The organism is Rhodococcus erythropolis R138 (assembly GCF_000696675.2).
In the GTDB taxonomy this organism is placed as follows: domain Bacteria; phylum Actinomycetota; class Actinomycetes; order Mycobacteriales; family Mycobacteriaceae; genus Rhodococcus_F; species Rhodococcus_F erythropolis.
Map to the genome: position 1 here is coordinate 5,690,457 of NZ_CP007255.1, position 22,015 is coordinate 5,712,471.

The 22,015-nt window shown below is 60.9% G+C and carries 24 protein-coding genes; 16 read left to right on the top strand and 8 right to left on the bottom strand.

Features of this window, described 5'->3' with window-relative positions; genetic code table 11:
• Nucleotides 1–21 precede the first annotated feature (21 nt).
• Both H351_RS26165 and H351_RS26170 read left to right on the top strand, forming a co-directional pair.
• Nucleotides 22–897 carry a haloalkane dehalogenase gene (locus H351_RS26165; protein ID WP_029254622.1) on the top strand — a complete coding sequence of 292 codons (876 nt, stop codon included), beginning with the start codon at nucleotides 22–24 and terminating at the stop codon, nucleotides 895–897.
• Nucleotides 898–1,065: 168 nt separating this feature from the next.
• Complete coding sequence (locus H351_RS26170) at nucleotides 1,066–1,704, top strand: PAS and ANTAR domain-containing protein (protein WP_019747203.1); 639 nt, start codon at nucleotides 1,066–1,068, stop codon at nucleotides 1,702–1,704.
• A gap of 150 nt (nucleotides 1,705–1,854) precedes the next feature.
• On the opposite strand, the gene H351_RS32335 is transcribed toward H351_RS26170, so the two are convergent.
• Nucleotides 1,855–2,001, bottom strand: a complete 147-nt coding sequence (locus H351_RS32335) for a hypothetical protein (protein ID WP_019747202.1) — start codon at nucleotides 1,999–2,001, stop codon at nucleotides 1,855–1,857.
• Between the two features lie 185 nt (nucleotides 2,002–2,186).
• On the opposite strand from H351_RS32335, the gene H351_RS26175 reads away from it, so the two are divergent.
• Genes H351_RS26175 through H351_RS26190 form a run of 4 tightly spaced genes read left to right on the top strand, consistent with a single transcriptional unit; the run spans nucleotide 2,187 to nucleotide 5,358 of the window.
• Nucleotides 2,187–3,374 carry a zinc-dependent alcohol dehydrogenase gene (locus H351_RS26175; RefSeq protein WP_029254620.1) on the top strand — a complete coding sequence of 396 codons (1,188 nt, stop codon included), beginning with the start codon at nucleotides 2,187–2,189 and terminating at the stop codon, nucleotides 3,372–3,374.
• A gap of 50 nt (nucleotides 3,375–3,424) precedes the next feature.
• Nucleotides 3,425–3,952, top strand: coding sequence for an SRPBCC family protein (locus H351_RS26180; RefSeq protein WP_019747200.1), 528 nt, complete (start codon nucleotides 3,425–3,427; stop codon nucleotides 3,950–3,952).
• A 51-nt stretch (nucleotides 3,953–4,003) separates the two neighbouring features.
• Nucleotides 4,004–4,579, top strand: coding sequence for a TetR/AcrR family transcriptional regulator (locus H351_RS26185; protein ID WP_019747199.1), 576 nt, complete (start codon nucleotides 4,004–4,006; stop codon nucleotides 4,577–4,579).
• Nucleotides 4,580–4,587: 8 nt separating this feature from the next.
• Nucleotides 4,588–5,358 carry a glucose 1-dehydrogenase gene (locus H351_RS26190; RefSeq protein WP_003945779.1) on the top strand — a complete coding sequence of 257 codons (771 nt, stop codon included), beginning with the start codon at nucleotides 4,588–4,590 and terminating at the stop codon, nucleotides 5,356–5,358.
• 44 nt (nucleotides 5,359–5,402) lie between these two features.
• On the opposite strand, the gene H351_RS26195 is transcribed toward H351_RS26190, so the two are convergent.
• A complete protein-coding gene (locus tag H351_RS26195) occupies nucleotides 5,403–5,888 on the bottom strand; it encodes an RNA polymerase subunit sigma (RefSeq protein WP_019747197.1) in 486 nt (161 codons plus the stop codon).
• Nucleotides 5,889–5,935: 47 nt separating this feature from the next.
• Entirely contained in the window at nucleotides 5,936–6,274 is a 339-nt protein-coding gene (locus tag H351_RS26200) for a hypothetical protein (protein ID WP_021333190.1), read from the bottom strand.
• Nucleotides 6,275–6,559: 285 nt separating this feature from the next.
• On the opposite strand from H351_RS26200, the gene H351_RS26205 reads away from it, so the two are divergent.
• From H351_RS26205 to H351_RS26215, 3 genes are all read left to right on the top strand, one after another.
• A complete protein-coding gene (locus tag H351_RS26205; RefSeq protein WP_029254619.1) occupies nucleotides 6,560–7,447 on the top strand; it encodes an SAM-dependent methyltransferase in 888 nt (295 codons plus the stop codon).
• A gap of 184 nt (nucleotides 7,448–7,631) precedes the next feature.
• Nucleotides 7,632–9,038 carry a serine hydrolase gene (locus H351_RS26210; protein WP_059016381.1) on the top strand — a complete coding sequence of 469 codons (1,407 nt, stop codon included), beginning with the start codon at nucleotides 7,632–7,634 and terminating at the stop codon, nucleotides 9,036–9,038.
• Nucleotides 9,039–10,136: 1,098 nt separating this feature from the next.
• Nucleotides 10,137–11,309: a carboxylate-amine ligase gene (locus H351_RS26215; protein WP_029254618.1), complete on the top strand. Its 1,173-nt coding sequence runs from the start codon at nucleotides 10,137–10,139 to the stop codon at nucleotides 11,307–11,309.
• On the opposite strand, the gene H351_RS32340 is transcribed toward H351_RS26215, so the two are convergent.
• Nucleotides 11,303–11,458 carry a DUF6131 family protein gene (locus H351_RS32340; protein ID WP_003945912.1) on the bottom strand — a complete coding sequence of 52 codons (156 nt, stop codon included), beginning with the start codon at nucleotides 11,456–11,458 and terminating at the stop codon, nucleotides 11,303–11,305. The genes H351_RS26215 and H351_RS32340 overlap by 7 nt on opposite strands.
• 145 nt (nucleotides 11,459–11,603) lie before the next feature.
• On the opposite strand from H351_RS32340, the gene H351_RS26225 reads away from it, so the two are divergent.
• From H351_RS26225 to H351_RS26235, 3 genes are all read left to right on the top strand, one after another.
• Nucleotides 11,604–11,807 (top strand): hypothetical protein, encoded by a 204-nt coding sequence (locus H351_RS26225; protein WP_003945456.1) that lies wholly within the window; start codon nucleotides 11,604–11,606, stop codon nucleotides 11,805–11,807.
• Nucleotides 11,808–11,884: 77 nt separating this feature from the next.
• Entirely contained in the window at nucleotides 11,885–12,967 is a 1,083-nt protein-coding gene (locus H351_RS26230; RefSeq protein WP_019747189.1) for a M48 family metallopeptidase, read from the top strand.
• Nucleotides 12,968–13,168: 201 nt separating this feature from the next.
• Nucleotides 13,169–14,203 (top strand): baeRF2 domain-containing protein, encoded by a 1,035-nt coding sequence (locus H351_RS26235; RefSeq protein WP_019747188.1) that lies wholly within the window; start codon nucleotides 13,169–13,171, stop codon nucleotides 14,201–14,203.
• 37 nt (nucleotides 14,204–14,240) lie between these two features.
• On the opposite strand, the gene H351_RS26240 is transcribed toward H351_RS26235, so the two are convergent.
• Nucleotides 14,241–15,407 (bottom strand): MinD/ParA family ATP-binding protein, encoded by a 1,167-nt coding sequence (locus tag H351_RS26240; protein ID WP_029254617.1) that lies wholly within the window; start codon nucleotides 15,405–15,407, stop codon nucleotides 14,241–14,243.
• Between the two features lie 385 nt (nucleotides 15,408–15,792).
• The gene (locus H351_RS26245; RefSeq protein WP_029254616.1) at nucleotides 15,793–16,137 is read right to left on the bottom strand and encodes a hypothetical protein; all 345 of its coding nucleotides are present in this window, start codon (nucleotides 16,135–16,137) and stop codon (nucleotides 15,793–15,795) included.
• A gap of 214 nt (nucleotides 16,138–16,351) precedes the next feature.
• On the opposite strand from H351_RS26245, the gene H351_RS26250 reads away from it, so the two are divergent.
• The 4 genes from H351_RS26250 to H351_RS26265 all read left to right on the top strand — a co-directional run bounded on the left by H351_RS26250 (nucleotide 16,352) and on the right by H351_RS26265 (nucleotide 20,154).
• Nucleotides 16,352–16,882, top strand: a complete 531-nt coding sequence (locus H351_RS26250; protein WP_029254615.1) for a hypothetical protein — start codon at nucleotides 16,352–16,354, stop codon at nucleotides 16,880–16,882.
• A gap of 108 nt (nucleotides 16,883–16,990) precedes the next feature.
• Nucleotides 16,991–18,418 carry a PepSY-associated TM helix domain-containing protein gene (locus tag H351_RS26255; RefSeq protein ID WP_029254614.1) on the top strand — a complete coding sequence of 476 codons (1,428 nt, stop codon included), beginning with the start codon at nucleotides 16,991–16,993 and terminating at the stop codon, nucleotides 18,416–18,418.
• A gap of 25 nt (nucleotides 18,419–18,443) precedes the next feature.
• Nucleotides 18,444–18,944, top strand: coding sequence for a copper chaperone PCu(A)C (locus H351_RS26260; protein WP_019747182.1), 501 nt, complete (start codon nucleotides 18,444–18,446; stop codon nucleotides 18,942–18,944).
• The gene (locus H351_RS26265; RefSeq protein WP_029254613.1) at nucleotides 18,937–20,154 is read left to right on the top strand and encodes a Dyp-type peroxidase; all 1,218 of its coding nucleotides are present in this window, start codon (nucleotides 18,937–18,939) and stop codon (nucleotides 20,152–20,154) included. Before H351_RS26260 ends, H351_RS26265 begins: the two co-directional genes overlap by 8 nt.
• 80 nt (nucleotides 20,155–20,234) lie before the next feature.
• Here the strand turns inward: H351_RS26265 and H351_RS26270 are convergent, their stop codons facing one another.
• Together H351_RS26270 and H351_RS26275 are read right to left on the bottom strand one after the other, a co-directional pair.
• A complete protein-coding gene (locus H351_RS26270) occupies nucleotides 20,235–21,371 on the bottom strand; it encodes a GIY-YIG nuclease family protein (RefSeq protein ID WP_021343094.1) in 1,137 nt (378 codons plus the stop codon).
• Between the two features lie 45 nt (nucleotides 21,372–21,416).
• Nucleotides 21,417–22,004, bottom strand: a complete 588-nt coding sequence (locus tag H351_RS26275; RefSeq protein WP_225320295.1) for a TetR/AcrR family transcriptional regulator — start codon at nucleotides 22,002–22,004, stop codon at nucleotides 21,417–21,419.
• Nucleotides 22,005–22,015 lie beyond the last annotated feature (11 nt).

Below are 22,015 nucleotides of genomic sequence, written 5' to 3' on the forward strand. Positions count from 1 at the left end.
GAAACTATTTGAGGAGTCGCAATGCCCACAATTCCCGTGCTCGACTCGACTGTGGCCTACCGCTCGTGCGGAGACGGAACACCCTTCGTACTTATCCACGGGAACCCCACATCCTCCTACCTGTGGCGAAACATCCTCCCGCAGATAGGAAATCTCGGCCAAGCGCTTGCCCCTGACCTCATCGGAATGGGCGCGTCGGGCAAACCGCCAATCGACTACGGTTTTCTCGACACCGCCCGCTACCTCGACGCATGGTTCGACCAGATGGATCTCGACGACGTCGTACTCGTCGGACACGACTGGGGCGGGGCACTTGCACTGGACTGGGCTGCCCGCCATCCCGAACGCGTTCGAGGTGTTGCCTTCTTCGAAACGATCCTGCGTCCGATGACCTGGGACGAGCACTTCCCGGGAGACGCACGAGCGCGGGTCGAGGCCCTGAGAGCTCCCGGTATCGGCGAGACCAAGGTACTCGACGAAAACTTCTTCCTCGAAATTGCGCTTCACAGAACAGTTCTCGGAGAACTGTCCGAAACCGATGCTGAAACCTATCGCGCCCCTTACCCCTCGCCGGAGAGTCGCCGGCCCCTTCTCGAGTGGCCACGGTCCTTCCCCGTCGAAGGAAGTCCCGGCGACGTGAATGCACGAGTGGCGGCGTACAGCGATTGGCTCGCAGAAAGCAGCGAGGTACCCAAACTCCTTCTCACCTTCAGCGGCCCCGCCGAACTTCTCATGATCGGACCTGACGAAGTCGCGTGGAGCCGATCGAATATCGCAAACCTCGAGGTGGAACAGTGCGGTCCCGCAGGACATCTCGCCCCGGAGGATCAGCCTGCGGCCATCGCGGCGGCGATCACCGAATGGACACAGCGGCAACACTGCTTCAGCCGCGACTGAAGTGGGACCGTCGCCACGTACTCTGAGCGCCGGTTTCCCCGACCCATGCGGTAGCGATCCAGACGGTGCTCCGAAATATGGGACCGACACCACCTCCGCCGGATTTGTCCGATATAACTAACTGGCGAGTACGCCGGTTGGGACGAGGTCGAGAACGAGGGGGCGTGTGTGGTGAACGAGGACGGGTTGGGGCGAACGTCGGGATCGGGGGCTCCACACCGGGTGGGCGGCTTTCTTTATCACCGCAACGGCGACCGGTGGGAGTGGTCGGACGAAGTCGCACGGATTCACGGATACGAACCCGACCAAGTGGCTCCGACGACGGAATTGATGCTCGCGCACAAGCATCCCGACGACCGAAGACACGTTGCCCAAACACTGCATGCCATCCGCACTTCAGGCGGCCCGTTCAGCAGCCGCCACCGCATCATCGACACCGCAGGGGACACTCACTCGGTAATCGTCGTCGGCGACAGCGTCGTGGACGAGTCGGGTGCTGTGGTCGGCAGCTCAGGCTTCTACATCGACGTCACCGAAACCCTGGACAGCACGGTGAAAGCATCTGTCGACGTGCTGGTCAACGAAATCACTGCTTCTCGCGGGGTGATCGAGCAAGCCAAAGGCATGCTCATGGTGATCTACGGAATCTCTGCCGATCGAGCTTTCGACATCCTCGTATGGCGTTCGCAGGAGACCAACGTGAAACTCAGGGATGTTGCCGAGCAGTTGATAGTTCGCACGCTGGACGATTTCCGGGTCCCGACACTTCTGCGGACCCGGTTCGATCACTTGCTGTTACAGGGTTGAACTTCTAACCCGGCTGAACCACGAACTGGGAGATGCTTAAGGCGGTTCCCGTGGCTGGCTGCTCAACCTCGAGGAACCTCGCCCGCATTGATTCCGGGACGGTCCGATGCGGCCTATCCCCGTTGTTACCCAACGCGGAGTAAAAGGAAACTACTTGTCGTCAGACTTCTTCTCGGAGGTCTCCTCGACCAGTTCAGGCGCCTGTTCTCGAGTTGCCATTCCGCCGTCGCCGCCCTTGTCCACGGGCCCTGGGTGCCCACCCTTGGGCGACTGGTCGTTGTTGTCTTTCTCGGTCATGCGGTCATCCCCGTCATTTGGTCCTGTCAGTCATACGGCGTGCGGCCTTTCAGGAGCCTCGGCCCGCCTCCCTCTCAATCTAACGCTCTCAGCACTTCCCGCAACCCTCACCGGTTTTGTTTGCATTTCAGCGCTTTCGGGCAGGTGACTGCGAACAGCATTTCCGCGATGAGAGGTCGATCCCAGTGCGCGCAGTGACTTGGCAAGGCAAACGAAAAGTAAGCGTCGATACGGTTCCGGACCCGAAGATCGTCGACCCCAGTGACGCGATCATCAAGGTCACCACGACGAATATCTGCGGATCCGATCTGCACCTGTACGAGACTCTGGGTGCGTTCATGAATGCCGGCGACATTCTCGGTCATGAACCGATGGGCATCGTCGAAGAAGTCGGCTCGGAAGTCACGAATCTCGAGATAGGCGACCGCGTCGTGATCCCGTTCCAGATCTCGTGTGGCAACTGTTTCATGTGTGATTCGAGCCTCTACACACAGTGCGAGACGACTCAGGTCCGCGATCAGGGAACGGGCGCAGCGTTGTTCGGCTTCTCCGAGCTGTACGGCTCGGTGCCAGGCGGGCAGGCCGAGTACCTTCGAGTACCGCAAGCACATTTCACACACATCAAAGTTCCCGAAGGTCCCGCGGATTCGCGATTCGTCTACCTCTCCGACGTGCTTCCCACAGCCTGGCAGTCGGTTGAATACGCCGACATCCCGCCGGGTGGGTCCGTGACCATCCTCGGTCTCGGACCGATCGGTGACATGGCGGCCCGCATCGCTCACCACAAGGGATTTCGAGTAATCGGCGTGGACCGTGTACCCGAACGCCTTGCACGCCTTGCCGAACGCGGGATCGAAACCCTCAATCTCGACGACTACGGCAGCAAGATCGGTGACGCAGTCAGAGATGCGACGAACGGCCGTGGAACCGATTCGGTGATCGATGCTGTCGGAATGGAAGCTCACGGGTCTCCGATCGGAAAGCTCGCGCAGCAGTTCGTCGGACTCCTTCCCGATGCTCTTGCCGCGCCTGCGATGCGTAACGCAGGAATCGATCGACTCGGTGCGGTCTATTCGGCCATCGACATCGTTCGGCGCGGGGGGACGATTTCTCTGATCGGTGTATACGGCGGCATGGTTGATCCACTGCCGCTGATGACTATGTTCGACAAGCAGATTCAGCTCAGGATGGGTCAGGCGAACGTCAAGAAGTGGGTAGACGACATCATGCCTTTGCTCACTGATGACGACCCACTCGGCGTCGACACCTTTTCCACTCATCAGCTGCCGCTCGATCAGGCGCCACACGCCTACGAGATCTTTCAGAAAAAGCAGGAAGGCGCGGTCAAGATCCAACTGAAACCGCACGGGTAATAATCAGCACCGATTCCATCCACGTTCGACAGAAAGAAACTGAAACCGAAATGGCTCGCGAACTCACCGTCTCCGACAGCGTCGTCGTCAATGTCGACGCGCTTTCTCTCTACGAGCTCATCAGCGATCCCACTCGCATGGGCGACTGGAGTCCCGAAAACCTGGGAGCTACCTTGCGGGGAGACCGCGAAAGCGCTTTCCTGGGTATGGAGTTCGACGGGCACAACAAACGTGGGCGCGCGCAGTGGACCACAAGATGCACCGTCACCGCTGCCGACACCGGGAAACTGTTCGAATTCCGTGTTCACAAGATCGGCCTTGCCACGCCACGAATCTCTGCCGCTATTGCAACCTGGCGGTACCGATTTCAGCCCGTCCCCGGTGGAACCCGAGTTACCGAAACGTGGATCGACGACAGACGGGGCTGGCCGGATTTTGCGGCGGACATATTCGACAAGGTTGCCACCGGCGGAAAGACGTTCGCCGACTTTCAGCGCGGCAACATCCGCAAGACGCTGCTGAACATCAAGAGCGCCGTTGAGCAGGAGGTATCCGGCATCGAAGGCAGCACCGGCTGACCGACCGGCACAGCTTGTGGCAGTTTCTGCCACTTTTGGTACAGTGCGGATATGGCAACAGCCCGCCGCACTGCACTACTTCTCCGCGTCTCGCAGAGTTGCGCTGCCGCTTTCGTCGAACGCGGCGACACTTCGACGACCATCGCGGAGCTCGCCGAACGGGCAGAAATCTCCGAGCGCACCTTCTATCGCTGCTTTGCCACCAAGGAAGAGAGCATCTGGCCGATGCTCGACGAGGGAAACCGCAGTCTTGCCACCGCCCTCAGCGCGCAATCCCGCGAATACGGACTCTCAGCGGCAGTGAAGACGGCCTTTATCGCATCGGTCGGCGAGTCCTTCGAGCCGATGACTCGGTCACTGATGCCCATCATCTTCGGCGACGCGGCGCTCCGGAGAGTGTGGGAATCAGCAACTTTCGAGACGATGGAACTGATCCGCCCAGAAGTTGCACGTCTGATCGATCGGCCAGAAGGCTCGCTCGACACGACAGCGGCTTCGGGCCAGGCAACACTGGCGGTAGTGGCCGCACTGCGCGAGATGGCAGACCTCCGGACCCCCGCACCCAAGGCCATCACCCGCGCGCTCGGCGCGTTCTCGAAGCCATATCTCGCAACACCAACAGGTTAGGAACAATCATGACTCAGGATCTCTCCGGAAAAATCGTTCTCGTCACTGGCGGCGCACGCGGCCTGGGCGAAGCGTTTGCGCGTGGCATCGTCGCGGGTAACGGCCGCGTCGTCATCGGCGACCTACTCGACGACGACGGCCGAGCAGTGGCCGAATCTCTCGGCGACGCAGCACGTTACGTTCACCTCGACGTCACCGATCCGGCGTCTTGGAAGTCCGCCGCCGAGTACGCGGTATCCGAATTCGGCGCGATCAACGGTTTGGTCAACAATGCCGGAATCTCGGCTTCCGGCCAGACGGTCGCCGAAGAACCGCTCGAGACGTTCCAACGCATCATCCAGATCAACCTGGTGTCCGTACACACCGGTATCCACACGGTGGTGCCGTTCATGAAGGCAGCAGGCGGCGGATCCATCGTGAACATCTCCTCGGCCGCCGGCCTGATGGGCATGGCTCTGACCAGCGGTTACGGCGCAGCCAAGTGGGGCGTGCGTGGGCTGAGCAAGATCGCCGCCGTCGAACTCGGTCGCGACAAGATTCGGGTCAACTCCGTACACCCCGGCATGGTCCTCACCCCCATGACTGCGCCGACGGGCATCAGCCTCGAAGAGGGCGCATTCCCGAACAATCCGTATCGCCGTGTCGGTCGCCCGGAGGAGTTGGTCGGTGCGGTCACCTACCTACTTTCCGACGATGCCTCGTACACAACAGGTTCCGAGATCGCCGTCGACGGTGGTTGGACCGCCGGACCGTCGATCGAATACATCGCCGGCCAGTAAGGCAGGGATCCGTTCCCGCCTGAACCTGCGCATTCCGAACGTCCTCAGGTAGACACCAACGTCTCCCTGATTGCATTCGGAGAACTCAACTTTCGCAGGCGCTGCAGCGCACGATGCAGGTCGAGTGACACCTGGTCGGTCGTACGGGCGAGCGATGTTGCCGTCGCCTCACTGTCGAGGCCGACGATCAACCGCAACACCAGGACATCGCGTTCGACAACCGGGAGCGCTGTTGGAGGCGGGAGCGGCCCACTGCTGAACCGGTCGGATGCCGCCCGAGCAATCGCGACGCTTGTACTCACGTACAGCAGGCGCAGGAAAGGCTGATTCGCCGCCGATCCGTCACAAACTGCCGTGAGAACAGAGATGCATGCAGCATCCGCGGCGGAGTCGGAGACGGCCCGATCAAGCTCGGCGCGGCACCGCAGCACAACCATCGGGCGAAACACTGCGTACAAATCGGTCATGGCTTCATCGCTACCGCTCCGTGCCGCGGCGGCCAACATCTCGAGCGAGCCTTCCTGCAACATGGGCTTACAATCTCTCTCGACCCGAAATTCGTCGTGTAGCCGGGGGATCAGCTGGATCCGAACAGTCCGGCGAAGGGGTTCACTGTCGGCGCGGGTGCCTGATCTTGCCCGCCTTGCCATTGGTTCTGATTGCCCCAGTCGTTGCCCTGATTCCAGTTACCACCCTGGTTCCAGCCGCCGTTTCCACCACGGTCCCAATCGTGCGAGTGATCGCCCCCCTGATCTCCGTACCAACTGTTATCGGCCTGTGTTACATCATGATTCACAGTATCTGCCGAGGCCGGTGCGGCGAGCACGGCAATGGGTACGGTCAATACCGCACCCGTCACCGCGAGCTTGGTCCAGAAGTACTTCCTACGTTGTTCCGGTGCGGATAGTCGTGTCATGATCGATCCCTTCTCCGAAGATTTCTCCAGACTCTCTCTGGCTGTCCCGAACGGGGCACACACCAGTGAAGTCCTGCATCCTGGCCGTCCACTGGCACAACCCTGGCAGATTCCTGGCAGGGCTGATTTCAAACCGAACGCCTTGCACTACATAATGTTCCGACGCTGCCTCGTGGTTGTTCGCGCCCCAGTTCCGACCGTTCCGTTCCAGGCGGCAAGGGGTCGCTCGGGCGTAAAGTCGAGAGGGTTCGGCTCAGTCGTCCAGAGCGGAAGGACACCCAGAAAATGCGGAGCGATGGAGATACGTGGGACATCGTCAGTAGCGTCGGACTCACCGCGCTTGCAGTGGCGACCTTCCGCGCATTGGAAAGCGCCCGCTCGGACGCGATCATCGAAGACAAGTTCGCATCGTGGTTCGTAGAAGCTGCAGCGGAGCCGCATTTCACAGCTCTTCTGAAAGATCCGGCACTCCTCGACGACACACCCTTCGGCGGTTTCATGGGATTGCGAACCAGGTTCTTCGACGAATTCTTCTTGTCGTCAACCGAATCCGGAGTAAAGCAGGCGGTAATCGTTGCGGCGGGGTTGGATTCGCGTGCGTACCGGCTGGATTGGAACTCAGAATCCACAGTGTTCGAAGTAGATCAACCAAAGGTACTGGAGTTCAAAGCCGAAGTGCTCGCGGCGCGCGACGCCCAGCCGAAAACTGATCGACGCACTGTGCCTACGGATCTGCGCAACGACTGGCCGGCTGCGCTCGCGGAGGCCGGTTTCGATCCGAAGGAACCTACTGCATGGTCCGCAGAAGGCCTGCTCGCTTATCTCCCCGGCCCGGCCCACGACGCCCTGTTCGAGCGGATCGACGAACTCTCGGCCACTGGTAGTCGGTTGGCAGTGAACGACTTTCCGGCCGGCGCGGACCCGAAGAAGCTGGCGACCATCAGATCCAAGTACTTTGCCGAGAACCCGTTCGGAGACCTGGACATTTCGCAACTGTTCTACAGCGACAAACGATCCGATCCCGGCCGGTGGCTCACTGAACACAATTGGACCGTCCGACGCTTCAGCTCGGTGGAGTTGGCAGATCTGTACGATCGCCGGATTCCTGATCTCCCCGAAGAGATCGCCGCACTGTCGACGCAGCCTTCTTTCCTGGCCGCGACCAAGAACTAACTCGGACAGTCCTCACGAAAGTTACTCGGGTGCAGTATTTCTCCGTTTTGTCCAGCTTCACTATGCGTGTCACCACGACAAGTAGTTGACGGTACTCGAGGATGAACCGATTCAGTACTTCAGGCTGAGTACGTCTACACCTCAGACGGACGCGCGCCGAAGAGAACGCTGATGAAATGAGTCCATGAAACTCGAACACGCACGCAGGAAGGGTCGCCCGCTCACGCTGGTGGCACTTGCCTCCGCAGCGGTATTCGCCCTCGCCGCATGTACTTCCGGGCCGGATTCTGCACAAACCTCGGACAACAGCACAAAGGTCTCCGCCACCGAGACACCCACGACAGTCACGATCCCCGACAGCCCCGTCGGCAAGCAGATCAGCTGGCTTCTCAGTGCGTTCAACACGAGCGCGCCATTGCCCCAGGAAGAAATCGCCGAGCACTTCGGACCCACCGCACCAGTTGTCCTGACGCCTCCGGACTTCGAGTCCATCCGAGCCGGACAGCCCTGGACAACAGTGAATTACAAGGGAGGCGATACCGACGGCACCGTTTCCATCACCAGTACCACCGGCGGCGCGTTCGACATAAACGTCGTCGTCGACGGCAGCGGGTTGGTCCTTGGAATGGCGATAACACCGACCAAAGACGATCATGTGCCTGCCGCATCGTGGAAAGAGCTCGAGGCAGCTGTCAAAGCACTTCCCGCGCCGACGAACTTGACCGTCACCGAGGTCACCGGCGGAAAGAACGCCGAAGTCTTCGGTGTCGGCGACACCTCACCACAGCCCACAGGGTCAACGATCGAGCTGTACGTTCTCGGCGCGGTCGCGACGGCTGTCCAGAACGGGACACTCTCGTGGGATCAGAAGCTCACCATCACCGACGACCTCAAGTCGATGCCCGGCGGGACAATGCAGGACCTGCCGTCGGGAACCGAAGTCACGGTCCGGGAGACCGCCGGCAAGATGATCTCGATCAGCGACAACACCGCCACCGACATGCTGATCGCTGCTGTCGGGCGCGAGCAGGTCGAGGCCGAGTTCGCCCCGATGGGCATGGCGGATCCTTCGCTCAACATTCCACTGAAGCCGACCCGCGCACTGTTCCAACTCGGCTGGGGCAACGATGGCGCACAACGTATCGCCTGGCGCGATGGAACCCCGGACGAGCGTCGAGCAATACTGGCGGCACTACCTGGCGGCCTGGTGGACATCCCGGCGTCAGCATTCACCACCCCCGCATGGCCTTTCGACATCGACTGGTTTGCCTCGCCCGCCGACCTGCGTGCCGCGTTGGTCTCGTTGCAAGAGATGGCGAAGACCGAGAGCGGTGCACCGGTTCGAGACATACTGGCCGAAGATCCGGCGCTCGGTGACGAGTCCGCGAAATGGTTCACCTACGGCGGATTCAAGGGCGGCAGCTCCATCGGGGTCCTTGCGGGTGCCTACTACGTTGAACACGACGATCGCGCCTGGGTCGTCACCATGCAAACTCACGGAGACGACGCTGCACTGGTTGCCGATCCGGCTCTGTACTTCGATCCGGTCGACGACGCGATGCTCTTGATCCAGAAAGACGCGACCAGCTAGGAACTGATTGAGGTCGAGATTTCGCGGCAGTCCCCAGCGTGGCTTGCAGCGGAACAAAAGACCGCTGCGCATCCGGTGACATCCGGATGCGCAGCGGCCTCGGTAAGTCTTAGCCCGTTGGCGTCTTAGCCCGTTGGCTCAGTCTCGTCCGACGAGAATCCGTCGAAGAATGCGATGACCTTCTGGAGAAGTGTCGCGATGTCGAAATCTTCCAAGCTACCCATTGCGTTCGTCCTTTCGTTTAACACTGGAGGATGAAACGTGCATCTTGCAATTTCCAATGTAAAGCATCAAATGCAATTTTTCTCGACCCCAAGACAATTTGTTTACAAATACCCCACTCAGCAAGATATGAGCAAATCGAAGCAGATTGCCGCCCCACCCGCAGCGGCCCCTATTTTCACACCCCAAGTAACCCCCTTGATATGCCGGTGGGTAAATCCTGAGAAAAATTTCTGGCCAGGGAATTTCGTCTGGCCTTCCTGGCGAAACCCTCTTCCAAAGCATATTGGACATTTGTCCGCGATAACGAATCGGTTGCACCGCAATTCGGAAAGCCTTCTCGAATCGAGTTGCAATTCTCCAATACCAGTAGCAATTTGCGCCGATGGAAAGTAGTACCAGTTCATAAATCTTGCACGTGCCTGGACGCTGTGCAAGCGATTAACTGGCCACTTTGGTTTACACACGACCTTCCGACGGTTCATCAGGAATTCAAGTGAGATTAAAGTTGGACGTTAGTTTAATTGCGTTTCACATTTTTCCTGGCACTCGCCCGTCGAAGGTGGACCCACTGAACAAACAAGGCCGAGACCGCACCCTAGGGATCACCGGACAGAATCGGGGGCTGACGGCGGTCGCGCAGGTAGCCTCACACGAGGGTGAAATCGGGGGTGAGACATGCCTGGAGGTCTCGTTTTACCGAGCCCGACACAGTACGTTTTCCCAGGCACGCCAGTCCCCAGATTCATACGGTGTGCAAGGGCTCGTTGACGCTTCCGAGATGTTGGCAAGACCGACCACGGGCCCCGTTCTCCCGACGAGAACGGGGCTTCCTCGGGTCGGTTTCCGCCTTCGACCGACCGGGTAGACGCGAGCATGGGCGCCGCCACCTGCTCGACCGGATCCACCGCTGGCCGCTATGAATCGACGACCCCGACCGTCGGCGTCGAGGAAGAATTCATCCTCGTCGACCCGACATCCTGGCTGCCGTCCACCGACAATGCCGCGGTTGCGGAAACCGCGTCGACACTCGGTTTGGATCTTCAGCTCGAGTTGTCCCGCTGCCAAGTCGAGACCAACTCTCCCGTGTGCCAGAGCATCGACGAACTCCGAACCCACTTGATCGACATGCGTCGGCTCGCGGCGAAAGCGGCCGAGTTGAACGGCTGCAGGCTGTTGGCCGTCGGCGCACCGCTTTCGGGGCCTTCGCGTTTCGAGATCAGCGACTCCCCTCGCTACCGCCAGATGGGCGAACACTTCGGCGCCCTCGCCGCCGAACAAAGTATCTGCGGTTGCCACATCCATGTGGGCGTCGCTGATCAAGTAGAGGCCGTGCAGGTCTGCAATCACGTGCGCATCTGGTTGCCTGCCCTGCTGGCACTGAGCGCCAACTCCCGTATCCACCAAGGAGTCGACACCGACTTCGCGAGTTGGCGGGCGATCCAATGGTCCCGGTGGCCCGTCGCCGGGCCGCCGCCGTACTTCGAGACCGCCGGGGACTTCGAGACCGCGGTCGCGAAGATGGTGGATTGCGGCGTGATGCTCGACAAGCGGATGGCCTACTGGGATATCCGGCCTTCCTGCCACCTACCGACCGTCGAGATCCGGGTCTGCGACGTTCAGCCGACGGTCGACGACACCGTATTGCTTGCAGCACTTGTGCGCGCGCTGGTCGCCACTGCACTGCGCGCCGTCGAACGAGGAGTCGTCGCTCCGCGCACTTCCCTCGAGAACCTCCGCCTCGCAACCTGGGTGTCCGCGAAGGAGGGCGTCCTGGGCGCGTCGATCGATCCGGTTACCACACAAAGAATTTCGGCCGCGGAACAGTTGCACCGACTCCTGATCCATGTCCGTGACTCCCTCGACGAGACAGGCGAGTACACGAGCGTGGAATCAGCACTGCGCGACAAATGCGTGACCGGCGGCGGCAGCGACTGGCAACAGCGAACGCTTCGCCAGGTCTGCCTGCGGAAACTGATCGCACGTGCGGTTGAGCGCACCGTCCCGACTGGCACGGATACGCATGACGGGTCGACCCCTGATCAGTAGTAATGCCTCCGACCACCGATAGCGTGCCCGGCCGCGCCCAGCGCGTACAGGATGATTCCGATCACCAACAAGACGACACCGATCGTCCAGAGGATCGGAATGTTCACCACGAAACCGATAATCAGCAGGATTACGCCGAGGATGATCATCACAAGCTCCTTCAGTGCGTTCACTCGGGCGGATACGCCCGCCTCGAGCCGCATACATCAGGGATACCCGTCGGCTGAGCGTTTCATACCCACTCTGACCGGGTATTTCGCTGGGCACCATAATATTTGAAGAATCGAGCCCGCCATGATGAGAATTGTGACTCTGATCGTTCTGATCTGGCTGATAGTCGGGGCCGTCGCGGCCGGCCAACGCGGCTACTACAGCAGTTCGCCGACCAACTGCGCCGGCGTCGGGACCATCGCGCTCACGGTCATCGCCGGCCCGTTGAACTACTTCGGCGTCAACCCCAAAGTCACGGATTGCACGCTCCCCCAGCCCACCGAGTGAGCTGCCGGAAATCCGCGCTAAACCGACTAGTCGTTACCCTGGAGGTGAGTCGACACACATCGAAGTGAGGGGCCACCATGACCACTGCACCAGATCGCACCCGAATCGAGTTCCCGGACATCAGCTCGCGTGCGTGGGAACACCCAGCCGATCGGGCCGCATTGGTGACGCTCCGGACGCTTCGGGGGTTCGACACTGTTCTGCGGACGCTGTCCGGACTGCTCCAAGAACGTCAGCACCGCCTCATGTACCTCGCCACGTCAGTGCGAGTCGACGAACGCCAGTTCAGTGACCTGAACGATCTGCGCCGTGACTGCGTCGAGATCCTGCAGGCCGACGAGACACCGGAGCTGTTCGTACTCCAGACCCCGATGGTCAACGCCTTCACCATCGGCATGGACAAGCCGTTCATGGTGGTCACTACTGGTCTGCTGGACGTGATGAACTACGAGGAGCAACGGTTCATCATCGGCCACGAACTAGGCCACGCACTGTCCGGCCATGCCGTGTATCGCACCATCTTGATGCATTTGATGCGACTGGCCGGAACCATCGGATGGCTGCCGGTTGGCGGATGGGCACTCCGCGCGATCATCGCCGCCCTGATGGAATGGCAACGCAAGTCCGAACTGTCCGGCGATCGTGCAGGACTACTGTGCGGCCAGGACGTACACACAGCGATTCGCGTGCAGATGAAATTGGCCGGCGGATCCCGAGTCAGTGAAATCGACATCGACGCGTTTCTTGCCCAGGCCGCCGAGTACGACGCCAGCGGCGACCTCCGCGACGGTGTACTCAAGCTCCTCAACATCGAACTGCTCTCTCACCCGTTCTCGGTGCTTCGCGCCGCCGAACTCAAGAAGTGGGTGGACAGCGGAGACTACGCCGCGATTCTGCGCGGAAACTACCCCCGCCGCGGCGATGACGACGGAGCGAAGATCAGCGACGAGTTCAAGAATGCAGCCAAGACGTACAAGCAGAACTTCGACGAGTCGGAAGACCCCTTGGTCCGGATGGTGCGCGACATCGGTAGCGGATTGGGCGGTGCCGTGGGCGCCGTCGGGAACGGCGTCGGCGACGTAGCGACGGACATCAAGGAACGATTCACTCACTGGCGCAAGAGTTCCGACAGGTCGAAGGGCACTGACGACGCCGATTAAGCAGAATCGGGACCTGCCACCGAAGGCAGTCGGCGGCAGGTCCCGGGTTCTTGGCGTGAAGGTGATGCAGGCTTCCCTCTGCACCACCCTCACGTTCACAGACAGTACCAGCAGTCGAACAAACGTGCGAACTGAAAGCGGTCGTGTCGAATCACCAGTTGTCGGGTACGCGGCATAGGACCACTACAGAAGGGAGCCGACATGCATGCTGGGCGGCTGAAGAAGGTCGGTTCGAGTGACGGCCCGTTTGCCTCCGTGTACTTCGAAGACGTCCGCAACCGGGAAGATGCACGCGAGCGCTTCGAACTCGAATGGCGCTCGATGCGCAATCAACTCACGAAACAGGGAGCATCGGAATCGCTGATCGCGCGACTGGACGAGGTGAAGGACAACCATCACGGCATCTCAGGTCGCGCCGGACGCGCGATCGTCGCCACATCCGAGGCAGTGCTGATCGACGATATTCTGCTCGAACCTGCCGGCTCCACCATCGCGACCTTGGGCGAACTGCCCTACTTGATTCCACTGATCGCACACGGATACGACACCGAACCGTTCCTCATCGCAAAGGTCGACCACACTGGCGCTGACCTGTGCGTGCGCGATGCTCGCGGGCGTGACGTGTACGGCGAAACGGTAGACGGCGACGGCTTCCCGGTCCACAAGGCACACGTGGGCGGCCAGGAGCGGTACACCGACAGCCAAAGCCTCGTGGAGGAGAACATCCGAAAGAACCTGACACAGGCCGTGGAGCGCGCGGCGGCGCTCGCCCGCGAACACAAGGTCGCACTGGTGGTCGTGATCGGAGAAGTACAGTCCCGCAAAGCTTTTGCGCAGCTCCTACCGTCGACTCTACGGGTGGTGGACGTCGAAAAGGGTTCGCGTTCAGTCGGTTCGACACCCGCCGAGGTGTCGAAGTCGATTCGTGAACTGATCGACACGCAGCGACTGCGCAGAATGGATGCGGAAACCGAACGCTACGTCGCAGAGCAGGGCCGGGACTCCGGCCTCTCCATCGACGGGACCGCACGCGTCCTCGACGCCCTCGAACAGGGCAAGGTCGAGACACTGCTGCTCACCGATCCCGACGACAAGGAAGTCACCAGTGGAAAGCTGATCGGGCCCGCCGATCGCGTACTCCCCTACATCGCAATCGGGACCGGCACCGAGCTGGTACAGATCGACGAACGCCTCGTTCTCGCCGACGGATACGGCGCGATACTTCGGCACCCCTGAACACCGGCCTGATGATCAGATTCGGGGGCGAGCACGTTCAGCGAGAAGCGTGCTTGCCCACCGAGTCCGGGAAACCATCGGCAATCGCTGCGACGAGTTCCAGATATGCCCGTGCAGTGCGCTTGTTCAACAATTTCAAGTCGATCGGACCGCCCTCACCGAGGTGATCGTCATAGGGCAACGTCTTGACCGCTCGCACTCCACGCTGAGCGAAAACGTCCTCGAGTTGGTCGAGGTCGAGCGAAGACGAACCCGGCCGCGTCGCATTGATCGCCACGACCGACCTGCTCACCAGATCTGCGTATCCGTGCTTGGTCAGCCAACTGAGCGTTGCTGCAGCACTACGGGCACCGTCCTGCGCCGTCGGGCTGACGACAACCAAAGCGTCTGCTTCGTCGAGAATTCCGTACATGGCCGAGTGCATGATTCCGGTGCCACAGTCGGTGATGACGATGTTGTAATGCACCTCGAGAATTCGCAGAGTATCGAGGTAGTCCTGCTCGTTGAAAGACTCCGAAGTTTCCGGATCTGCCTCACTCGCAAGGATTTCGAGTCGACTGTCGCCTTGCGAGGTGTAGTAGCGAACATCGCTGTACGTACGAATGTCACCGTCGGCCAACAGATCACGAACGGTCAGGTGATGTTCACGTCGTTCACGATCAGCCAGAGTCCCCAGGTCGGGATTGGCGTCGATGGCTACGATTCGATCGCCACGGATCGACGCGAACGTCGAACCGACGGTCTTTGCCGCCGTGGTTTTTCCCACACCACCCTTGAGTGAGATGAAAGCAATCTTGTACACGCCGCGCACTGTTCGGTTGGCACGGCGCACCAGAGCTTGATGTTCGAGTTCGGCGGCCGACTGCCCGGTGTTGATCCGACCCCCGGTGAGTTTGAACAACACACTGCCCAAACCGCGTTCGGGTGGACGCTTCGCCCGCTTGATGATGTCCAGATCGTCGACAGAGGTCATAGCCCTGGGCGTCGAGGTCCGAAAATCGGTCGGCTCTTCACGACGTTGCTGGCGCATCCGCTGACTGGGCAACGGTTTTGCCGCAGGTTCGTCGAATTGCGGCGTGAAGGTGACGGTTCGAATCGACGTTGCGTAACCGTCGTCGGACGCGTCGAAAAGGTCGTCGCCCTGAGTCGTTCCGGAGTTGTTCCCCAGGACTCCGTTATTCGAACCGTTGTTATCGCTGCGCACCGTTTTCCTAGGTCGAGTTCGGAATCATTTCGGACATAGCCTCTCGGACGCTATCACTCTGGCGGGCTTGCCGTTCTCTGCTCAATACCGTCACGGCACAACAGACCGTTACACCCGCACTTCGATGACTTTGGTCCCCACGCCTGTGCCGATCTCAGCAAATACGAACGTCGTAACGATATGCGGCACAGATATCTTCATCTGCCGCTGAAAACAGCCCTCCGCAATGTCAGGGCAAATCCCTTGGTAACAAACGAGAAAAGGGAGGGTGATCACCTGGGCGATCGCCCTCCCTTCATGGACAAGTGTTCAGCTGCTGCAGAATTCCGCACTCTCGAACGAAGCGCCCCCAACCCTACGGATCACTCGTACCATTCGACCGTCATCACGGGCAGAGCACACTCTTCACGTATGCACCACTCGGTTTGACGGTGCCGTCCGACCTCACTGCGCCGAAATACGACTCTCGATCCGTCGTTGCCCCGTAAGGCGCGTAGTCGTTGAGACGGTAGAAGATGAGCGGCCCCAACCAAGACTTGGTTTGCTTGTCTGCCATCGCTGCCTGATAGATCTCGAGTTGACGTGCTTCGCGGACGCTGTCCGGAGTCCCACTTGTAGGCGCCCCGAACTCGGTAATCCAAATCTTTTTTGCAGAATCTCCGTTGGCAGTCATGATTCCGCGAAGGCTCGGCCGAACGATCCCGCCGCCCGCGAACGACTCGACACTCATCTGAGACCACGAGTTCCAGTCATGTTCATCGGTAGGCAGCGCCGGATACGAGTACGGATGATGACCGACAGCGTTGAACGATGACCGTGCACCATTCGTATACAGGGATTGCAAGAATGTGAGTGGCGCGACCTGACTGCCGTCGACGGCGTCAAACCGACTCGGCCGGGCTCGACTACTAGCCCTCGTAGTAGCTGCCTGTATCCTTTCGCGTATGACGCCGGGTCCGAAAGATGTCGCGCAGCTGCGCGGCGCTTTCGTGGGCGGTACCTCCGGCGCGGTTTCCGTCGCAGCCCACGCGCTCGGTGGCGGCGGCATGGCCCCGTCCGAGAGCGCGGTGGTGTTGTTGATCCTCGCGTGCGCGAGCGTCGGCGCGGTGGTCACGTCCATCGACACTCGCCGATCCCCTGCCCTCTTGCTCGCCCTTATGCTCGCTGCGGGTCAGGCCATCGGTCACGCGACATTGACCATCGCTTCGGATCATCAACACGGCCTGCTCCTGTCGCTTCCGATGCTCGCAGCGCACATCGCTGCCGTCGGAGTGTGCGCAGTTCTGATCCGCGGCGCAGAACGCGGGTACGTCGTGGCGGCATCGACGGTGGCGGCAATCGTCGCCGTCCTATTGCGCCCGTGGGCACCTGAACCCTCGCCGTTCACTGCGCGTACTCGATACCGCGCCAAAGTTGTTCTGCGTCAACTTCTCACCTCAGGCCTGGGCACTCGCGGCCCACCGGCATTCGTGTAACTCACCTTCCCTTTCCTCTCACGCACGTGAATACGTGCGCCACTTTGCTGTGCGCCTTTATTAACCGCCCGCGGTTAATAAAGGCGCACGGCGGGATCGAGTACACGCATGTCCGCACCCGAATTGGAGCGCGCACAGACACGCGCTTCCAACGACAGCTCTCCCCCGAAGAAGCAGGTCGGCGGCGCCAGACCGCTGATTCTGCGCCTGCACTTCTATGCCGGAATCCTCATCGGGCCGTTCATCCTCATCGCCGCGCTGAGCGGTGGTCTCTACGCGATGGCGCCCACCATCGAGAAATTCGTCTACAGCGACTACCTCCAGACCGACACCACCGGACAAATCGCGTCGCTGAACGACCAGATCCGTTCCGCCCAGCAGTACCGCCCTGACCTGACCGTCTCGGCAGTACGTCCGTCCCCTGCGGCCGGAGAAACCACGCGGGTCCTGTTCACCGATCCGTCGTTGGGCGAATCGGAGAGGCTCGCAGTCTTCGTCGATCCAGTGCTTGCACAGCCGGTCGGCGAGCTGGCGGTCTACGGAAGCAGTGGTTCGTTGCCACTGCGCACCTGGATCTCTCAGCTGCATCGCCACCTTCATCTCGGTGAACCTGGCCGCCTCTACAGCGAATTGGCCGCGTCGTGGATGTGGGTGGTCGCACTCGGTGGCGTCTACCTGTGGTTCCGTCGATACCGCACCGCTCGGAACGCTCGTCTACTTACGATCGACCGAGCGTCCACCGGACGAAGCCGGACCCTGAACTGGCACGGTGTCGTCGGCATCTGGATAGCAGTTGCGTTGGTGTTTCTCTCGGCGACCGGACTCACGTGGTCGACGTACGCCGGAGAGAACGTCAGCAATCTGAGAACCGCATTGAGTTGGACGACGCCCTCGGTCGTGAAAACTCTCGGCGACGCTCCACCACCGGCAACGGGCGGGCACGAGGGTCACGACATGGCCCCCGCCGCCGGCACGCTGACAGACACCAACGTCGGACGTGTCGACACCGTCCTCGGTATCGCCAGGTACAACGGGATCACCGGTCCGGTCGAAGTATCGATACCCGCCAACGCCGAGACAGCCTTCACCGTCGCCCAGACGCGTCAGCCGTGGGTGTACAGCAACAACACCATCGCAATCGACGGAGCGACGCAGAAGGTCACCGACGAGTTGTGGTTCTCGGATTGGCCACTCGCAGCCAAACTTTCGGCTTGGGGAATCCAGCTCCACATGGGCCTGCTGTTCGGCCTTGCCAACCAGATCGCACTCACCGCACTGGCACTCGCGTTGGTCAGCGTGGTCATTCGTGGCTACATCATGTGGTGGCGCCGACGCCCCACCCGTGGCTCCGACTGGGCTGTCGGCCGGGCCCCTGCCCGCGGCGGGATTCACAACCTCTCCCCGCTCAGCATTGTTGCGCTGGTTGCGGTAACCGCACTGGTGGGCTGGTTTGTTCCGCTACTCGGCATCAGTCTTCTCGCATTCCTGCTGATCGACGTTTGCATTGCGGCGTTCAAACGCCGCGTCACCACCTGACACCTCACGAATCACGGAGACACACATGACTGTTCGAACAAAGATATTCGCAGCTGTTGCACTGACCGCAGCTCTCGCCTTGACCGGCTGTTCTTCGAACTCCGACAAGGAAACCGAAGCCGCACAATCCATCACAGTTCAGGATCAATGGGTCAAGGCAGCACCCGAGGGAATGAGTGCGGCGTTCGCCGAACTGGTCAACTCCAGCGACAAGGACGTACGCGTGGTCTCGGCAACCAGTCCCGCGTCATCGCGACTGGAACTGCACGAGGTCGTGACCGGGGACGGCGGCACGATGACGATGCGCCCCAAGGACGGTGGGTTCCTGGTCCCTGCCAACGGGTCCGCCAGCCTCACCCCGGGCGGTGACCACCTGATGTTCATGGACCTGTCCGCGCCGCTGCTCCCAGGCGCAGAAACCGACCTCACATTGATCTACGACGACGGTTCCAGCACCACGTTCACAGCCCAGATTCGCGACTTCTCCGGTAATCAGGAGAACTACGACCCGAATCACGGTGGCTGAGAACACGAACCCGCCCAGCCGAGCACTCAGCCGGCGGCGCCTTCTCGGAGGAGGTGCCGCCGCGCTCGGCGTCGCGGGAATAACTTGGGGCGCAACCACAGTGGTGGAGCGCAGCGAACACGAACAGCAAGCAGGCAAGCTGGTGGAACCGTTCTACGGCGTCCACCAAGCTGGGATCGCCACCACTCCGCAAGCGCACGGCACGTTCATCGGGTTCGACCTCTTGCCTGGAGCCGATCGAGCAATCGTGGTCGGGATCATGAAGATGTGGTCCGAGGATGCGTCACGGCTGGCCGCCGGTAACCCGGCGTTGGCGGATACCGAACGGGAACTGGCCGTGGATCCGGCCCGCTTGACGGTGACCGTCGGCTACGGCCCTGGCCTGTTCACCAAGCTGGGATTGCAAGCACGTCAACCGGACTGGTTCGAGCCGTTGCCGAGCTACGAGATCGACCGACTTGACGATCGATGGGGCGGATCGGACCTATTGCTGCAGATTTGTGGCGACGATCCGGTGACCATTGCTCATGCTGTGCGAGTTCTGACCAAGAACGTCCGATCACTGACGACAATCCGGTGGACGCAAAAGGGATTCCGCAACGCTCGCGGCACCACGCCCGAGGGAACCACGATGCGCAATCTCATGGGCCAAGTGGACGGGACGGTCAATCCGGCTCCGGGAACAGTGGATTTCGATTCACTGATCTGGCACGACGGCGCCGGTCAACCGTGGCTGGCGGGCGGAACCTCGTTGGTACTACGACGCATTCACATGGAAATGGATACCTGGGACGAACTCGATCGCTCGGGGCGCGAACTCACCATGGGGCGAACATTGTCCAATGGCGCTCCGCTCAACGGAACCAACGAATTCGACGAAGCGGATTTCACACTCACGGACAAGTTCGGCATTCCGGTGATCCCGCCAGGATCACACATCGCGCGAGCCCACCAGACGCATGAGAAGGAGCAGTTCTTCCGTCGGGCATACAACTACGACGACGCACCCGAGGGCGGGCAGACCTCGAACTCGGGATTGATCTTCGCAGCATTCCAACGGGACATCGCCGAGCAATATCTACCGGTCCAACAGCGATTGAGTGACTTCGACGCACTCAACGAGTGGACGACGCCGATCGGTTCTGCGGTGTATCTCATTCCGCCGGGATGCACCGAGAACGACTATGTGGGAAGCGGATTGCTCGGCTGACAACCCCGGGTAACGATACTGTGGGGGCGGGATCCGAACGGATCCCGCCCCCACAATGCCTTCTACCTGAAGTTGTTGCGTTACTTGGACTTACGAGGTCCCGGCATAACCGCCCCCGGACGAGCGGTAGTCAACCTCGTGACCCAACCGCTGACGGGCCACTTCTTCAGGCCGACGTTGTGCGGGGTGACCTCGGTTCCGACGTACTTGGCAGCGAGCTCGTCGTCGACGGTTCCGTTGAACCGCCACAGTTGGCTTCCGTCGGCATTGCGAGTGGACACCTCCCATGACTGAGCGCGGAATGCACCACGAATGATGCTGTCGGCAAACACCAGAACGGGGATTCCGATCTCGGCACGAACAGCTGCACCGGCAGACCACTCGGCGCGCGCGAGTTCGTAGATCTCTTCCGGCGTTGCTCCCGGACGAGCGGAGGCCGGCACGTGGAGGACGATGCTCGGCGTCGGGAGTTCCGGCGCGGGATCGGCCGAGTAGCGCAACGCGAGTTCCTCGACGCGGGTCGCACGGGCGTCCTTGTCCGATGTATCGCCCGCGAGGTTGGTCAGGCCCTCGCCCGCGTCGGTGATTCGCAAAGCTTCCACGATGCCGCGGACGACCTCGTCGGTAGTGGCGGCCGAATCCGTGGCGGCAGCGACCGAGCGGAGAAGAACGAAGTGCTCCACCGCCGAACCCGCGTCGTAGATTTCACGGATGCGGGCGATCTTGGCTGCTGTCACAGCAGCGTTCGACTCGGCTGGGCCGTCCGCTCCTTCGAGATTCGCAAGTTCACCGAGCGCTTCGAATACCGGCGCGAACACTTGGTTTCCCGTGCCGTGCCCGACATGGAACACCTGATCGTTGCGCGGGTCACGCAGGGCAAAGACATACTGCCCCAGTCTCTTCCCAACCTTTTCGGTGAACGGCTGCGGAGCCGGCTTCCTGACGACCACCTCGGTGGACAGAGTGCGCATCACGGCCAGACGGAGTGCGTCGGGCACGCTGGTGGAACCGGCAGCACCGGAAAAGATTGCCGCCGAAGCAGCGCTGATCGAGGTGAACGTGCGGCCGACTTGCTTCTCGAGAGATGCAGAGACCGTACCGACCGCAGTCAGTTTTGCATCGAGGGTGCCGTCACCCTCGACAAGGAACTCCTTGATCAACGGAGCAACGAGCAGGGTGGAGCCGATAGCGCGAGGAACTGTCCAGACAATAGCCATGCCACGAGCCTAGGCGATCACCTCGAGACGCGAGGCGAACGCGACTCAGCCCGCCGCTGCCGGCCCGGCCAGTCCCTGCACAAGAAGGTTCCAGGCCGAGTGCGCAACTTCTTTCCGCGAGCTCTCGGCAGTCCGTTCCATGATCGCGGCGAACATGGCGATCGCCAGGATCACGTCCTCAGCGGTCACGGACTCTCGTATCTTCCCAGTTCGACGCGCCTCGTCGAGGCGCCCTTCGAGGAGATCGGTCAAACGGGCGCCGGCCGAATTCAGTCGCGAGTCGCCGAAGGAGACCGGCTTGATGACCTCCACGAACACGATGGAGGTAGTGATCTGGTCGACCAACAAACGAAAAAGATCGTCGAGAGTCGAATCCGGATCAGCCGCCAGATCTTGCAGCTCGACGATGTTCTCGTCGAACACCGCGAGTGCGAGGCTTTCGCGAGTGGGAAAGTGCCGGTAGAGGCTGCCCTGGCCGACGCCGGCCGTGCGGGCGATCAGGCTGAGCGGAGCAGCAAATCCCTGGGTGGCGAACACCTCGCGAGCTGCTGAGATGAGCGCCGCACGATTGCGCGCCGCATCTCTCGGCCCTCTGTTGAGAGATCCGCTATTGACGCGGCCAGACGATGTCACGCACACTACGA

Bases quoted from the DNA above. Each gene is read 5' to 3' on its own strand.
- H351_RS26165 (WP_029254622.1), top strand. From the start codon at position 22: ATGCCCACAATTCCCGTGCTCGACTCGACTGTGGCCTACCGCTCGTGC.
- H351_RS32335 (WP_019747202.1), bottom strand. From the start codon at position 2,001: ATGACCGAGAAAGACAACAACGACCAGTCGCCCAAGGGTGGGCACCCA.
- H351_RS26180 (WP_019747200.1), top strand. From the start codon at position 3,425: ATGGCTCGCGAACTCACCGTCTCCGACAGCGTCGTCGTCAATGTCGAC.
- H351_RS26185 (WP_019747199.1), top strand. From the start codon at position 4,004: ATGGCAACAGCCCGCCGCACTGCACTACTTCTCCGCGTCTCGCAGAGT.
- H351_RS26190 (WP_003945779.1), top strand. From the start codon at position 4,588: ATGACTCAGGATCTCTCCGGAAAAATCGTTCTCGTCACTGGCGGCGCA.
- H351_RS26195 (WP_019747197.1), bottom strand. From the start codon at position 5,888: ATGTTGCAGGAAGGCTCGCTCGAGATGTTGGCCGCCGCGGCACGGAGC.
- H351_RS26200 (WP_021333190.1), bottom strand. From the start codon at position 6,274: ATGACACGACTATCCGCACCGGAACAACGTAGGAAGTACTTCTGGACC.
- H351_RS26205 (WP_029254619.1), top strand. From the start codon at position 6,560: ATGCGGAGCGATGGAGATACGTGGGACATCGTCAGTAGCGTCGGACTC.
- H351_RS26210 (WP_059016381.1), top strand. From the start codon at position 7,632: ATGAAACTCGAACACGCACGCAGGAAGGGTCGCCCGCTCACGCTGGTG.
- H351_RS26215 (WP_029254618.1), top strand. From the start codon at position 10,137: ATGGGCGCCGCCACCTGCTCGACCGGATCCACCGCTGGCCGCTATGAA.
- H351_RS32340 (WP_003945912.1), bottom strand. From the start codon at position 11,458: ATGATCATCCTCGGCGTAATCCTGCTGATTATCGGTTTCGTGGTGAAC.
- H351_RS26225 (WP_003945456.1), top strand. From the start codon at position 11,604: ATGATGAGAATTGTGACTCTGATCGTTCTGATCTGGCTGATAGTCGGG.
- H351_RS26230 (WP_019747189.1), top strand. From the start codon at position 11,885: ATGACCACTGCACCAGATCGCACCCGAATCGAGTTCCCGGACATCAGC.
- H351_RS26235 (WP_019747188.1), top strand. From the start codon at position 13,169: ATGCATGCTGGGCGGCTGAAGAAGGTCGGTTCGAGTGACGGCCCGTTT.
- H351_RS26245 (WP_029254616.1), bottom strand. From the start codon at position 16,137: ATGAGTGTCGAGTCGTTCGCGGGCGGCGGGATCGTTCGGCCGAGCCTT.
- H351_RS26250 (WP_029254615.1), top strand. From the start codon at position 16,352: ATGACGCCGGGTCCGAAAGATGTCGCGCAGCTGCGCGGCGCTTTCGTG.
- H351_RS26255 (WP_029254614.1), top strand. From the start codon at position 16,991: ATGTCCGCACCCGAATTGGAGCGCGCACAGACACGCGCTTCCAACGAC.
- H351_RS26260 (WP_019747182.1), top strand. From the start codon at position 18,444: ATGACTGTTCGAACAAAGATATTCGCAGCTGTTGCACTGACCGCAGCT.
- H351_RS26270 (WP_021343094.1), bottom strand. From the start codon at position 21,371: ATGGCTATTGTCTGGACAGTTCCTCGCGCTATCGGCTCCACCCTGCTC.